At 66.6% G+C, this 13,656-nt stretch carries 12 protein-coding genes; 6 read left to right on the forward strand and 6 right to left on the reverse strand.

The window, feature by feature from the left end; genetic code table 11:
- Nucleotides 1-23: 23 nt before the first annotated feature.
- Nucleotides 24-1,679 (forward strand): isovaleryl-CoA dehydrogenase, encoded by a 1,656-nt coding sequence (locus Q331_RS0107615; protein ID WP_084174881.1) that lies wholly within the window; start codon nt 24-26, stop codon nt 1,677-1,679.
- Nucleotides 1,680-1,882: 203 nt separating this feature from the next.
- Here Q331_RS0107615 and ruvX read toward each other — a convergent pair whose 3' ends face one another.
- Nucleotides 1,883-2,380, reverse strand: a complete 498-nt coding sequence (gene ruvX, locus Q331_RS0107620) for a Holliday junction resolvase RuvX (RefSeq protein ID WP_034491489.1) — start codon at nt 2,378-2,380, stop codon at nt 1,883-1,885.
- A gap of 64 nt (nt 2,381-2,444) precedes the next feature.
- Between ruvX and parC the strand changes: the two genes are divergently transcribed.
- Nucleotides 2,445-4,706, forward strand: coding sequence for a DNA topoisomerase IV subunit A (gene parC / locus Q331_RS0107625; protein WP_026380195.1), 2,262 nt, complete (start codon nt 2,445-2,447; stop codon nt 4,704-4,706).
- Nucleotides 4,707-4,722: 16 nt separating this feature from the next.
- Here the strand turns inward: parC and Q331_RS22945 are convergent, their stop codons facing one another.
- The 5 genes from Q331_RS22945 to hemB form a co-directional block, all read right to left on the reverse strand.
- The gene (locus Q331_RS22945; protein WP_026380196.1) at nt 4,723-5,688 is read right to left on the reverse strand and encodes an endonuclease/exonuclease/phosphatase family protein; all 966 of its coding nucleotides are present in this window, start codon (nt 5,686-5,688) and stop codon (nt 4,723-4,725) included.
- Nucleotides 5,685-6,431, reverse strand: coding sequence for an arginyltransferase (locus Q331_RS0107635; RefSeq protein ID WP_026380197.1), 747 nt, complete (start codon nt 6,429-6,431; stop codon nt 5,685-5,687). Before Q331_RS0107635 ends, Q331_RS22945 begins: the two co-directional genes overlap by 4 nt.
- A 25-nt stretch (nt 6,432-6,456) precedes the next feature.
- Nucleotides 6,457-8,253, reverse strand: coding sequence for an SLC13 family permease (locus tag Q331_RS0107640; RefSeq protein WP_026380198.1), 1,797 nt, complete (start codon nt 8,251-8,253; stop codon nt 6,457-6,459).
- Between the two features lie 93 nt (nt 8,254-8,346).
- Complete coding sequence (locus Q331_RS0107645; RefSeq protein WP_034491439.1) at nt 8,347-8,832, reverse strand: RDD family protein; 486 nt, start codon at nt 8,830-8,832, stop codon at nt 8,347-8,349.
- A gap of 97 nt (nt 8,833-8,929) precedes the next feature.
- The gene (gene hemB, locus Q331_RS0107650; protein ID WP_084174883.1) at nt 8,930-9,961 is read right to left on the reverse strand and encodes a porphobilinogen synthase; all 1,032 of its coding nucleotides are present in this window, start codon (nt 9,959-9,961) and stop codon (nt 8,930-8,932) included.
- Between the two features lie 122 nt (nt 9,962-10,083).
- Here hemB and Q331_RS0107655 point away from each other — a divergent pair, with 122 nt between their 5' ends.
- Genes Q331_RS0107655 through mmsB form a run of 4 tightly spaced genes read left to right on the forward strand, consistent with a single transcriptional unit; the run spans nt 10,084 to nt 13,611 of the window.
- The gene (locus tag Q331_RS0107655; RefSeq protein WP_026380201.1) at nt 10,084-11,223 is read left to right on the forward strand and encodes an isobutyryl-CoA dehydrogenase; all 1,140 of its coding nucleotides are present in this window, start codon (nt 10,084-10,086) and stop codon (nt 11,221-11,223) included.
- A 2-nt stretch (nt 11,224-11,225) separates the two neighbouring features.
- Entirely contained in the window at nt 11,226-12,287 is a 1,062-nt protein-coding gene (locus tag Q331_RS0107660; RefSeq protein ID WP_026380202.1) for an enoyl-CoA hydratase/isomerase family protein, read from the forward strand.
- Nucleotides 12,284-12,694 carry a DUF6163 family protein gene (locus tag Q331_RS20520; RefSeq protein ID WP_051630799.1) on the forward strand — a complete coding sequence of 137 codons (411 nt, stop codon included), beginning with the start codon at nt 12,284-12,286 and terminating at the stop codon, nt 12,692-12,694. Before Q331_RS0107660 ends, Q331_RS20520 begins: the two co-directional genes overlap by 4 nt.
- A gap of 14 nt (nt 12,695-12,708) precedes the next feature.
- Nucleotides 12,709-13,611 (forward strand): 3-hydroxyisobutyrate dehydrogenase, encoded by a 903-nt coding sequence (gene mmsB / locus Q331_RS0107670; protein WP_026380203.1) that lies wholly within the window; start codon nt 12,709-12,711, stop codon nt 13,609-13,611.
- Nucleotides 13,612-13,656 lie beyond the last annotated feature (45 nt).

A 13,656-nucleotide genomic window follows, 5' to 3' on the forward strand; every position in this document is an offset into this window, starting at 1 on the left:
TCGCTAGAACGAAGACCGAGAAGATGGCCGAGAACCTTAAGCCTGCCCAAGAACGAACGCATGCGGTGTTCAATCAGACACCAGCGCGCGTCAATGTCGACCTCTTCCATGCCGACCCGCTGCTCGATCTGGAATGCTCCGGCTTTTCCGACGGCGTGCGCGAGGATCTGGCCCATGTCGGGCGTTTCTGGGGCTCCCAGGAAGCGCGCGAATTCGCTCGCCTGGCCAACGGCGAGGCGCCGACGCTGGAGCGCTACGACGCGCAGGGGCGGCGCATCAACGAGGTCAACTTCCACCCAGCCTATCACGCCTTGATGCGGCGCTCCGTCGCCGCCGGGCTGCATTGCTCCGTCTGGGAGCGCGGCGGCGAGGAGGAGCCTGTGCGCCACCGGGCGCGCGCGGCGCGCCTTTACATGACGGCGCAGACCGAATGCGGCCATATCTGCCCGATGACGATGACCAACGCCTCGCTGGCGAGCCTCCGGCACACGCCGGAGCTGCTCTCCGAATGGGGCCCGAAGCTGCTGTCGCGGACCTACGACCGCGCCCTGCGCAAGCCGGGCGACAAGCAGGGCGTGACCATCGGCATGGGCATGACGGAAAAGCAGGGCGGCACGGATGTGCGCCAGAACACCACCCGCGCCCAGCCGACCAATCAGGGCTATTTCCGTCTGACCGGCCATAAATGGTTCATGTCGGCGCCGATGTCGGATGCCTTCCTGGTGCTCGCCCAGACCGACAAGGGCCTTTCCTGCTTCCTGATGCCGCGCATCCTGCCGGACGGCACGGAGAACGGCATCCGCCTGGAACGGTTGAAGGACAAGCTCGGCAACCGTTCCAACGCTTCCTCGGAGGCGGAGTTCGAGGACGCCCATGCCTGGCTCGTCGGCGAGGATGGGCGAGGGGTCAGGACCATCATCGAGATGGTGACCTATACGCGGCTCGATTGCGCCACCGCCTCCGCCGGGCTGATGCGCGCCGGCCTGGCGGAGGCGGTGCACCATTGCCGCCACCGCCACGTCATGGGCTCGGCGCTGATCGACAAGCCGCTGATGCAGCGGGTGCTGTGCGATCTGACGCTGGATCTTGCCGGCGCCATCGCGCTCACCTTCCGGCTGGCGGAAGCCTTCGACATGCAAGCCGAGCGTCCGGAGGAGGCGGCCTATGCCAGGCTGATGACGCCGGTTGCCAAATACTGGATCTGCAAGAGCGCGCCGCCCTTTCTGGCGGAGGCGATGGAGTGCCTCGGCGGCAACGGCTATGTGGAAGAAAGCGTCATGCCGCGACTGGTGCGCGAGGCACCCGTCAACGCCATCTGGGAAGGCTCCGGCAACGTCATGGCGCTCGACGTTCTGAGGGTCCTGGAGCGGGACGGCGATGCGCTGCCGGCGGTGCTGGAGAGCCTGCGCCAGGAGCTCGGGCCGAACGGGCGGGCCGCGGTGGAGGTGCTGGCGGCCGCCGCCGACGTGGCGCGCGAGGACGAGGGCAGCGCTCGCATGCTGACGGAGCAGCTCGCCTTGACGGCCGCCGCGGCGGCGCTGAGGCGCGATCTTCCGCCGGTCTTCGCCGACGCCTTCATCGAATCGCGGCTCGGCCGGCCCTGGCGGGCGACCTACGGCATGCTCGATCGGCGCTTCAACATGAAGGCGCTGCTCGACTACGCCTTTCCGGAAGGCTGAACGGCCCGGCGCAGGCATGACGACAAGCCCGGCGCAGGCATGACGACAAGCAATGCTGAGGCGCAGTCTGTCGTGATGCCAAGGCGTGGCCTTGGTATCCATTCCGCGCCGCCATCGGCATGTCGAAGGTGTTTTTTGCGTGTCCGGCTGATACCCTGACATTCGATGCCGTGTCAGGCCCATCGCGGTAACGGCGCCTGTGCTTATCCGGCGGCCTTGCGCCTCAGCGTCGCCAGCCGGTCGAGCGCGCCCTGCAGGATATAGGCGGCGGCGGCCGCGTCGATGCGCTCGGCGCGCTTGGCCCGGGAAAGGTCAGCTTCCACCATCGCCCGCTCCACCGCCATGGTCGACAGCCGCTCGTCCCAAAAGGTCATCGGCAGAGCGGTGAGGCCGCGCAGGTTGCGCGCGAAGGCCCGGCTTGCCTGGGCGCGCGGGCCCTCGCTGCCATCCATGTTGACGGGAAGGCCGAGCACGAGGCCGCCCACCTTCTCGCGACCGCAAAGGTCAAGGAGCGCGGCGGCGTCCTTGCCGAATTTGACGCGGCGGATGGTCGTCACCGGGCTCGCCACGCGCTGGCCGGGATCGGACAGGGCAAGGCCGATGGTCTTGGTGCCGAGGTCGAGGCCGGCAAGGCGCGCACCGGGCGGCGCGGCTTCGGCGAAGGCTTCAATCGGCAGGTCTGGCGGGAGTGCGGGCGGCATGGCGTCGACGTAGCATGAGACCGCGCGATTGTCGCGGAGCGCGCAATCGGCCAAATAGAGGGCCATGGGCAGCCAAGTGATTCCACCGCCGGGAAGCGGCGAGGAGAACATCCTTCCGGTCAATCTCAGAGAGGCGTTGGAAGAGCGCTATCTCGCCTATGCGCTGTCGACGATCATGAACCGGGCGCTGCCGGATGTGCGCGACGGGCTGAAGCCGGTGCACCGGCGCATCCTGCACGCCATGCGGCTGATGCGGCTCCTGCCTGGCTCAGGCTTCAAGAAGTCGGCCAAGGTGGTCGGCGAGGTGATGGGCAATTTCCACCCGCATGGCGACCAGGCGATCTATGACGCCATGGTGCGCCTCGCCCAAGCCTTTGCCGTGCGCTATCCGCTGGTCGACGGGCAGGGCAATTTCGGCAATGTCGACGGCGATAACGCCGCCGCGATGCGCTACACGGAGGCGCGGCTGACGGAGGTCGCCAACCTCCTGCTGGAAGGCATCGACGAGGACGCGGTCGACTTCCGGGCGACCTATGACGGGGAGGACGAGGAGCCGGTCGTGCTGCCGGGCGCCTTCCCCAATCTCCTCGCCAATGGCGCCGCCGGCATCGCTGTTGGCATGGCCACCAACATTCCGCCGCATAACGCCGCCGAACTCTGCGATGCGGCGCTGCATCTCATCAAGCATCCGAACGCCACGGCCGAAAAGCTGCTGGAACTGGTGCCCGGACCCGATTTTCCCACCGGCGGCATCATCGTCTCGCCCGCCTCCGATCGGCTGGAGGCCTATGCGAGCGGGCGCGGGACGATGCGGGTGCGCGCCCGATGGGAGAAGGAGGAGGGGGCGCGCGGCTCTTGGGCCGCCATCGTCACCGAAATCCCCTATCAGGTGGCGAAGGGGCGCTTGATCGAGCAGATCGCCGGCCTCATCGAGGCGCGCAAACTGCCGCTGGTCGGCGACATCCGCGACGAGAGCGCGGAGGATGTCCGCATCGTCATCGAGCCGAAGAGCCGAACGGTCGATCCGGATCTGATGATGGAATCGCTGTTCAAGCGCGCCGATATGGAAGTGCGCTTCTCGCTCAACATGAACGTCATCTCCGAAGGCCGGGTGCCGAAGGTGATGGCGCTGCGCGACATCCTCGCCGAATGGCTGGCGCATCGCAAAGAGGTGCTCCTTCGCCGCACGCGGCACCGGCTCGGCAAGATCGCCCATCGGCTGGAGATCCTCGACGGCTACCTCATCGCCTATCTCAACCTCGACGAGGTGATCCGCATCATCCGCGAGAGCGACGAGCCCAAGCCGGAGCTGATCAAGGCCTTCCAGCTTACCGACGTGCAGGCCGAGGCGATCCTCAATATGCGCCTGAGGGCCTTGCGCAAGCTGGAAGAGATGGAGATCCGCAAGGAGCACGAGGCGCTGACGAAGGAGCAGGCGGATCTCACCGACCTGGTGGCATCGGAAGAGCGGCAGTGGAAATGCGTCGCCTTCGAGATTTCAAAGGTGAGGAAGAGCTTCGGCCCCGATACGGAGCTGGGGCGGCGGCGCACCTCCTTCGCAGAGGCGCCGGAGATCGACGTGGATGAGATCCAGCAGGCGATGATCGAGCGCGAGCCGGTCACCGTCATCCTCTCCGAGAAGGGCTGGCTGCGCACCATGCGCGGGCATTTGACGGACTTCGCCGCGCTTGCCTTCAAGGAGGGCGACCGGCTGAAGATCGCCTTCCCGGCCTATACGACGGACAAGATCGTGCTTTTCTCCACCGCCGGAAAGGCCTTCACGCTGGAGGCGGCGAAGCTGCCCGGCGGACGCGGCCATGGCGAGCCGGTGCGCCTCATGGTGGAGATGGACAACGACCAGGACATCGTGACCGCCTTCGTCCACGACCCGGCGGCAAAGCGCCTCGTCGCCTCGGCGGCCGGCAACGGCTTCGTCGTGGCGGAGAGCGATATGGTCGCCAATACCCGGAAGGGCCGGCAGGTGCTCAACGTCTCCGGGGCGGACGAGGCGAAGATCTGCGTTGTCGCGAAGGGCGACCACGTGGCCGTCATCGGCCAGAACCGCAAGCTCCTCGTCTTCCCGGCGAGGCAATTGCCGGAGATGTCGCGCGGCAAGGGCGTGCGTCTGCAGCGCTACAAGGACGGAGAGATCTCCGATGTGCGCTTCTTTGACGGCGAGGAGGGGCTCATCTTCGAGGATTCGGCCGGGCGCAGCCACAGCCGCTCTTTCGGCGACCTTTCCGAATGGCTCGGCGAACGGGCACAGGCCGGGCGCATGGCGCCGCAGGGCTTTCCCAAATCGAACCGCTTCTCGCCGGCGACGTAAAGCCGAGGAGCGGGGGCTAGGAACTAGGAGCGATCTCCACGATCACCGGGTAGTGGTCGGAGCCGAGATTGGGGCCGCGGCGGATGTCGGCCGCCGCAAGTCCCGTGCCGAGATAGACGTGATCGAGCGGCATCACCGGGCCGAAGGCGGGCAGCGTGAAGCGGCCGCGAAAGGTCGCATTCGTGGAAGGCCAGGTGGGAAGGGCGCGGGTCACGCGGGTGAGCGGCGTCGCCGCATCGAAGCGGCGCAGCGCGTAGGACCAGGGCGTGGAGTTGAAGTCGCCGGCCAGGATGGTGTTGGGTTCCGCATCGGCAAGACGCGTCTTCAGGTTGGCGAACTCCGCTTCCTGCTCGTCGGCGGGAAACGGCCAGTGCAAATGCGTCGCCCACAAGGTGACGGGCATGCCGTCCTTGACGATTTGCAGGCGTGCCAGGGCCGGAAAGCGCGGCTCCGGCGGATCGTCCGGCCCGGGCCGCCACACCTTGGCGGAGCGGAAGGGCAGGCGGCTCAGGACCGAGATATCGCAGCTCCTGGCCTCAAAGCAGTCGAAGCGGTAGGGCATCAGCTCCTCGACCCGGTCAAGGGTCGCAACGACATTGGGCCAGGCCTCGACAAGGACGAGAACATCGGGCCGCTCGCGCTCCACGAAGCTTACAAGCGCCTGCGGATCGGTGCGGGTGTCGAGCATGTTCAAGGTGACCAGCTTCAGCCGGGCATTGCTGGCGAGTGCCCGCTCCACGCCGATCTTGGGGGCAAGCTCGGTGGCCAGGAAGTAGAACTGGGCAGCCGCCAAGAACAGCGCGGCAAGCATGGCCGCGCGCGCCCGCAAGAACGCGGCGAAAGCCGCCAGCGCCAGGAAAGCGGCGAAGATGAAGGGCCGGAAATGGTTGATGGCGTCGAGATTGGGCGAGAGCGCACCAGCGAAGCTCAGAGCCGACAGGAAGAGCGCGGCGAACAGACCAAATCGTAGAACAAGCTTCAAGCAAAGCGCTCCCAGCCCCGCAGGGTCAAACGCTCCTGCGGGCGAAAGCGCGACTTATAGGCCATCTTCTTCGATCCCTCGACCCAGTAGCCGAGATAGACATAAGGCTTTCCCAACCGCTTGGCGCGCTCGATGTGGTCGAGAATGATATAGGTGCCGAGCGAGCGGTCCTTCTCCCTTGGGTCGAAGAAGGAATAGACCATCGACAGGCCGTCGGAGAGGATGTCGGTGAGAGCACAGGCGACGAGCTCGCCGTCGCCGCGCACGCCGGTCGCCGAATCGGGCGTGCGGCGACGATATTCCACCAGCCGCGTATCGGCGTGGCTGTCCTCCACCATCAGCGCATAGTCGAGCACCGTCATCTGCAGCATGCCGCCGCCGGAATGGCGCTCCTCCAGATAGCGATAGAACAGGGAGTACTGATCGCTGGTGGCCCGGTTCTCGCACCATTGGGTGACCAGATCGCGGTTGCGCTCGGCGATGCGGCGCATGGAGCGGGTGCGCACGAAAAGATCGGCGCAGACCCGCACCGAAACGCAGGCCGCGCAGCGGTCGCAGGCCGGCCGATAGGCGATGGTCTGGCTGCGACGGAAGCCGCCCTGGCTCAAGATATCGTTCAGTGCCGGCGCGTGCGGTCCGGCCATCTGGGTGAAGACCTTGCGCTCCTGGCGGTCCGGCAGATAGGGGCACGGGCTCGGCGCCGTCAGATAGAATTGCTGGGCTTCGGCAATCGGCCGCGTCATCGCGATAGTCTCTTATGAACCGGCTTCAAAAATCATAATACCATGGCGCAAACAGCGAAAACACAAGCCAGGCAATCACGGTGAGCGGTGCGCCGGTGATGAGAAAATCGCGGAAGCGGTAGCCGCCGGGACCCATGACGAGAAGATTGGTCTGGTAGCCGACGGGCGTGGCGAACGAGGCGTTGGCGGCGAAAATCACGGCCATGACGAAGGGCAGGACCGGCGCGCCGGCCGTCACCGCGGCGGAGACGGCGATCGGCGTGAAGAGAACGGCCGTGGCGTTGTTGGAAAGAAGATTGGTGAGCACCGCCACCAGCGCAAAAAGCGCCGAAAGCAGGATATGCGGGCCGCCGGCCTCCGTCACGCGCACCAGCTCGCCGGCGAGGAAATGCGCGCCGCCTGTTCGTTCCATGGCCGTGGCGAGGGCGATGGAGGCGCCGATCAGCATGAAGATGCGTGCATCGAAGGCGCGGCGCGCCTGACGCACGTTGAGGCAGCCGGAGACGAGCATGAGAAGCGCCGCGATGAGTGCGGCGATGGCGATGGAGACGAGCCCCGTCGCGGCGACCACAACGAGGCCGGCGAAGATGAGGATGGCGCGGGTGGCGTCGCGCCGGGCCGGCAGCGGCGCGAAGGATTTTTCCAGGATGAGGATGTCGCGGTTGCCGCGCTGGCGGTCGAAGGCGGCGTCGCTGCCGGAAAGAAGCAAGACGTCGCCGGCCTCCAGGCGGATATCGGAGAAGGCCTGACGCGTCATGCGTCCCCGCCGTTCCACCGCGGCGACGCGCAGGCCGGTGCTCTGCTCGATGCCCGTCTCTTCCGGAGAGCGCCCGATGATGCGCGCTCCCGGCGCCACGATGGCCTCCGCCACCGAGAGTGTGCCGGAAGCCTCGCCGCTCTTCTCCATCCGCGGCCCGCCGACGATGCCGAGACGGGCGAGATCCTCGCGGATGCCGCTGACGACGACCAGATCGCCCTGTTTCAGCGTCACGTCCTCGAAGGGCGGCAGGTGCACCGTGTCGCCGCGCTTGACGAAGCGCACGGTGACGTCGCGCAGGCCCGGAAAAAGACCGGCGACCGATTGCGTGCCGACGAGCGGATGCTCTTCGGGCAGAACCAGTTCGGCGATGAATTGCTTGCGGCTCAGCGCCTTCTCGGTCGCCGTCGGGGCGGCGGCGAAGAAGCGGGGAACGATGAAAAGAATATAGGGGATGGCGAAGAGGGCAATGACGAGGCCGGGCACCGTGAGGTCGAAGAGACCGAGGCGGATATCGGCCGCGTTGCGCGCCACCTCGGCCACCAGAAGGTTGGTGGAGGAGCCGATGAGCGTGGTGGAGCCGCCGACGATGGTGGCGAAGTTGAGCGCCATCAGAAAGCGCGCCGGAGAGGTGCGCCGCTCACGGGCGAGCGAGATGAGCACCGGTATCATCATCACGACGACCGGCGTGTTGTTGAGAAAGGCCGACAGGACGGCGGCGAAGAGGATGAGGAGCGCCACGACGGCCCAGGGCTTCAACGCCGTGGTGCGGGCAAGACGCCGGCTCGGCCTGTCCAGGGCGCCGGTCTGGAAGAGCCCCTGGCCGACGATGATGAGGCTGAGGACGGCGACAAGCGCCGGATTGGCGAAGCCGGCGAGAAGGTCGGCGAAGCCGAGCGGGCTGGCGAGCCCGAGAAGGTCGGGAGCGACGACAAAGACGAGGGTCAGCGCCACGAGGGCGGCGAGCGCCACGGTCTCCACGGCCAGCCGCTCCAGCGAGAAGCCGACGACGGTAAGGGCGATCACCGCGAAGGTGAGCCACATCTGCGCATCAAGAAAGCTCATGCCGCACCCCCTTCCAGATTATGCGGGGGCCGGGCGGCTCACAATGCGCGGCGGGCGCGAGCGCGCCGGGCTGTGGAGAGGGCGTGCCAGCGTTCAGAGATCGGCGCGGATGACGGTCGTGCCGATCGCCATGTCGTGCAGCATGCGCTTTCTCGCCGAGAACAGCGAGACGAGCAGGATGAAAGGCGTCAAAATGGTGACGGAGAACCAGTAGAGCGCGGCATGGACGGCCGCTAAGAGGCTGTACATGCGCCCGCCGTCATAGGTGCGCATCTCAAGTCCCATCATGCGCATGCCGACGGTCGCCGAGTTGGCGCCGCCCAGCGTGAACATGTTGTAGAGAATCGGCACGACCGGCCAGATCAAGGCGTAGAGAAGGAAGCCGAGGCCGAGCGTGAAAAGGCCAAGCACGGTGATGACGAAAAACGCGACCACCATCAGCACGAACATGATGACGGCGTCGAAGAGGAAAGCCAGTATGCGGCGCGTGCGCACATTGTCGTAAAGCTCGGGATGCAGCGCCGGATCGAGGCGCGGCGGGCCGCCGGCGTCGATAAGGTCGTTGGTCGTCGCGCTCATGAAGCATGAGCCTGCCGGCGAAGAAGTGGGGCCGGCAGGCTCATGCTTCAAGGTTTGCGCTTTCAAGCCGTCGGAGGCGAGCCGGGAGCCTGAGCGCTCAGGCGCCTTCCTTCAGGAGCGCGGCGGCGCGCGGGGCGAAATAGGTCAGGATGGAATCGGCGCCGGCGCGCTTGAAGGCGATGAGGCTCTCCAGCATGGCGCGCTCGCCGTCGAGCCACCCGTTGGCCGCGGCCGCCTCGATCATGGCGTATTCGCCAGAGGTGTTGTAGGCGACCGTCGGCATGCCGAAGGTCTGTTTGAGGCGGAAGATGATATCGAGATAGGGAAGGCCCGGCTTGACCATGATCATGTCCGCCCCCTCGGCGATGTCGAGCTCGGCCTCGCGCAGGGATTCGTCGGTGTTGGCGGGGTCCATCTGGTAGGTCTTCTTGTCGCCCGACAGCATCTTGCCGGAGCCGACCGCGTCGCGGAACGGGCCGTAGAAGGCGGAGGCGTATTTCGCCGTATAGGCGATGATCTGCACCTGGGCGTGGCCGGATGCGTCGAGCGTCTCGCGGATGGCGCCGATGCGCCCGTCCATCATGTCGGAGGGCGCGACGACATCGGAGCCGGCATCGGCCTGGACGATGGCCTGGCGGGTGAGCACGGAGACCGTCTCGTCGTTGATGATCTCGCCCTCGCGCAACAGCCCGTCATGGCCGTGGCTGGTATAGGGGTCGAGGGCGACATCGGTCATCAGCCCGACTTCCGGCACCGCCGCCTTGATCGCCCGGCAGGCGCGGCAGATGAGATTGTCCTCGTTCAACGCCTCGGAGCCGTCGTCGTCGCGCTTGTCGGGCTCGGTGTTGGGGAAGAGGGCAAGAAGCGGGATGCCGAGCTCGCGCGCATGGACGGCGGCGGCGACCGCCGCGTCGACCGACAAGCGCTCCACGCCGGGCATGGAGGGCACCTTGTGGCGCTGGCCCTCGCCCTCGATGACGAAAATCGGCCAGATGAGATCGTCCACCGTCAGAAGGTTCTCTCGGATGAGGCGGCGCGACCAGTCGGTGCGGCGGTTGCGGCGCATGCGACGGCGCCCGGTGATGCGGTCGATGTCCGGCATGGCTTCGCTGCCGAAGGTGACATTCATGAGAGCCCCCTTTGTCGGACCGACCATAGCCCCGGCGACCCGGCTAGCCAAGAGAGAGCGAAGCTGCGGCAAAAACGTGCCGCGATTGACGCTCCCTGAGGCTCTCAATAAAGCACGAGGGCATGGACTTCGAACTCTCCGAGGAGCAGCGCTCCTTCCTCGATCTGGCCGAAAGCTTCGCCCGCGACGAAATGGCGCCACATGCCAGACGCTGGGATGAGGAGCACCATTTCCCGATGGATGTGCTTCGCCGCGCGGCCAAACTCGGCTTCGGCGCCATCTATGCGCGCGAGGATGTCGGTGGCTCCGGTCTCGGCCGCCTCGACGCGGCGCTGATCTTCGAGGGCCTGGCGCAGGGCTGCACCTCAACGGCGGCGTATCTTTCCATCCACAACATGGCGACCTGGATGATCGATGCCTTCGGCAGCGATGAGCAGCGCCGACGCTTCGTGCCGAAGCTCGCCACCATGGAGCATTTCGCCTCCTATTGCCTGACGGAGCCGCAGGCCGGCTCCGACGCCGCCGCTCTTCGCCTGAAGGCCGTGCGCGAGGGCGGGGAATATCTCCTCAACGGCACCAAATCCTTTATCTCCGGCGCCGGCAGCTCCGACATCTATGTCGTCATGGCGCGCACCGGCGCGGACGGCCCCTCCGGCATTTCCTGCCTGGTGGTGGAGAAGGACACGCCCGGCCTCGCCTTCGGAGCGCAGGAGGCCAAGCTCGGCTGGCACAGCCAGCCGACGGCGCAGGTGATCTTCGAGGATTGCCGGGTGCCGGCGGAAAACCTCCTCGGCGCGGAGGGCGACGGCTTCAAGATCGCCATGGCGGGGCTCGATGGCGGGCGCATCAATATCGCCGCCTGCTCGCTCGGCGGGGCGGGGGCGTGCCTGCGCCAGTCGCGCGATTACCTGAAGGAGCGCAGCCAGTTCGGCAGAAGGCTCGCCGATTTCCAGGCGCTGCAATTCCGCCTCGCCGACATGGCGACGGATCTGGAGGCGGCGCGGCTGATGGTGCGCCAGGCAGCCGCCAAGCTCGACGCCAAGGCGCCGGACGCGACCATGGCCGCGGCGATGGCCAAGCGCTTTGCGACCGATGCCTGCTTCGCCATCGTCAACGAGGCGCTGCAGCTGCATGGCGGCTACGGCTATCTGCGCGACTATCCGGTGGAGCGCTTCCTGCGCGATCTGCGCGTTCACCAGATTCTTGAAGGCACCAACGAGATCATGCGGGTCATCGTCGCCCGCGCGCTCCTGAAGGACTGATCGTGAGCGAAGCGGAAATCTTCTGCGACAAGCGCGGCCGGCTCGGCCTCATCAGCCTCAATCGCGGCACGGTGCTGAACGCGCTCAGCCACGACATGGTGCGCGCCATCGGCAAGGCGCTTCAGGAATGGGCGCGCGATGACGACATCGCCCATGTGGCCATCCGCTCGCTCGACGAGAAGGCTTTCTCGGCCGGCGGCGACCTTAAGGGCCTGTCGGAATCGGGACTGAGGGCGAAGGCGGAGAACGCCCCGCCGCCCACCGACTTCTTCTTCGACGAATACCGGCTGAACCACGCCATCAAGACCTTCCCCAAGCCCTATGTGGCGCTCATCGACGGCATCGTCATGGGCGGCGGCGTCGGGGTGTCGCTGCATGGCAGCCATCGCGTCGCCGGCGAAAAGATCAGCTTCGCCATGCCGGAGGTCGGCATCGGCTTCTTTCCCGATGTCGGCGGAACCCATCTGTTGCCGCGGCTGCCCGCGTATGCCGGCACCTATCTGGCCCTGACGGGCGCGCGTATCGGCCGCGAGGACTGCCTGTGGGCGGGACTTGCGACGCATGGCGTGGCCGGCGCGCGGTTCGATGAGGTGGTTCAAGCGCTTGCCTCGGAGACCGATACGCAGGCGGTGCTCGACAGCTTCGTGGAGCCGGGTGGCCCGTCGCAGCTTGCCGAGGATGCGCCGCGCATCGAAAAGGCCTTCTGCGCGTCGAGCGTGGAAGAGATCGTCGCGCGGCTGGAGGCGATGCCGGATTGGCGGCGCGGCCAGAAGGCGCTGGAGGCGATGAGGCATAAATCGCCGACCAGCCTCAAGATCGCCCTTCGCCAGATGCGGCTCGGCGCCGGGCTCGATTTCGCCGAGGCGATGCGCACCGAATACCGTATCGTGCACCGCGTGCTTGCGGGCCATGACATCTACGAGGGCATCCGCGCCCAGATCCTCGACAAGGACCGGGCGCCGAAATGGCGGCCGGGCTCTCTCGCGGAGGTGAGCGAGGCGGATATCGACGCCTATTTTGCCCCGCTCGGAGATGAACTCGACCTGCCGGAGACGGCGCGATGAGCGACGTGGTGGAACTCGTCGACGCGAAGGCTCAGCCGGGGCAGGCGACGCGTCATTACCTGCGCTTCGTGGCGCTTCTGTTTCTGGCGCTGGGGCTGTTTCGTGCCGCCGGTCTGATGGGGCTGTCTCCGGACGGGGAGCATTTCCTCGCCCTTTCGCCGGCCTGGCGCACCGCGCTGGTGACGCTTTGTGTTCTCAATCTCCTGACTGCGGTCGGGCTCTGGGTGGGCGCGGCATGGGGGCCAGTGATCTGGGCCGTCGCGGCGGTGGCGGAAGTCGCCATGTATACCGTGTTCAGAGACGTCTACGGCAGCGCGCCGAGCCAGGTGCTTCTGCATCTCGGCTTCTTCGGCCTTTATCTGGCATTTCTTTTCGCCGATTGGCGCCGCTGGCGTCGGGAGGAATAGAACGGGAGGGGAGTATGGCACGCATTGCGTTTTTCGGCCTCGGCAATATGGGCGCGCCGATGGCCCGCAACCTTGCGAAGGCCGGGCACGAGGTCGTCGGCTACGATGTCAGCGAGAAGGCCGTCTCGGCCTTCGTGGAGGCCGGCGGGCGGGCGGCGGGATCGCTTGCGGAGGCGGTGCGCGAGGCGGGTATCGTGGTTACGATGCTGCCGGCAGGGCCGCAGGTCGACGCGGTTTATCGCGGCGAGGGCGGTATCCTCTCCAGTGCCCGCCAGGGCACGCTTCTCATCGACTGCTCCACCATCGACGTCGCCACGGCCCGCGCCGTCGCCGCCACGGCGGCGGAGGCCGGCATGGCGATGCTCGACGCGCCGGTCTCCGGCGGCACGGGCGGCGCGGAGGCCGGCACGCTGACCTTCATGGTGGGCGGCGAGAAAGACGCCTTCGCCACGGCCGAGCCGCTGTTCCAGGCGATGGGCAAGACGATCGTGCATTGCGGCGCCTCCGGCACCGGCCAGGCGGCGAAGATGTGCAACAACATGATCCTCGGCATCTCCATGATCGGCGTGGCGGAGGCTTTCGGGCTCGCCGACCGGCTGGGGCTGGACCGCCAGAAGCTCTTCGACGTCTCCTCCAAATCCTCCGGCCAGTGCTGGTCGCTGACGACCTATTGCCCGGTTCCCGGACCAGTGCCGACCTCGCCGGCCAACCGCGACTACCAGGCGGGCTTCACCGCGGCGATGATGCTGAAGGATCTGAAGCTGGCCCGCGCGGCCGCCAGCGAGACGGGTGCGGCGGTGCCGCTCGGCTCGGGCGCGACAGAACTCTTTAACCTTTTTTGCGCCACCGGCGGCGGGGAAACAGACTTTTCCGGGATTTTCCGCTTCCTGGAGGGCCAAGTCCCTAAACAAATGTGAAAATTTACCATTTCAAGCGCAAGCTTTCGTTCATCGTGACGCTTA

Origin of the sequence: Afifella pfennigii DSM 17143, from assembly GCF_000688515.1 — a bacterium.
Lineage (GTDB): Bacteria > Pseudomonadota > Alphaproteobacteria > Rhizobiales > Afifellaceae > Afifella > Afifella pfennigii.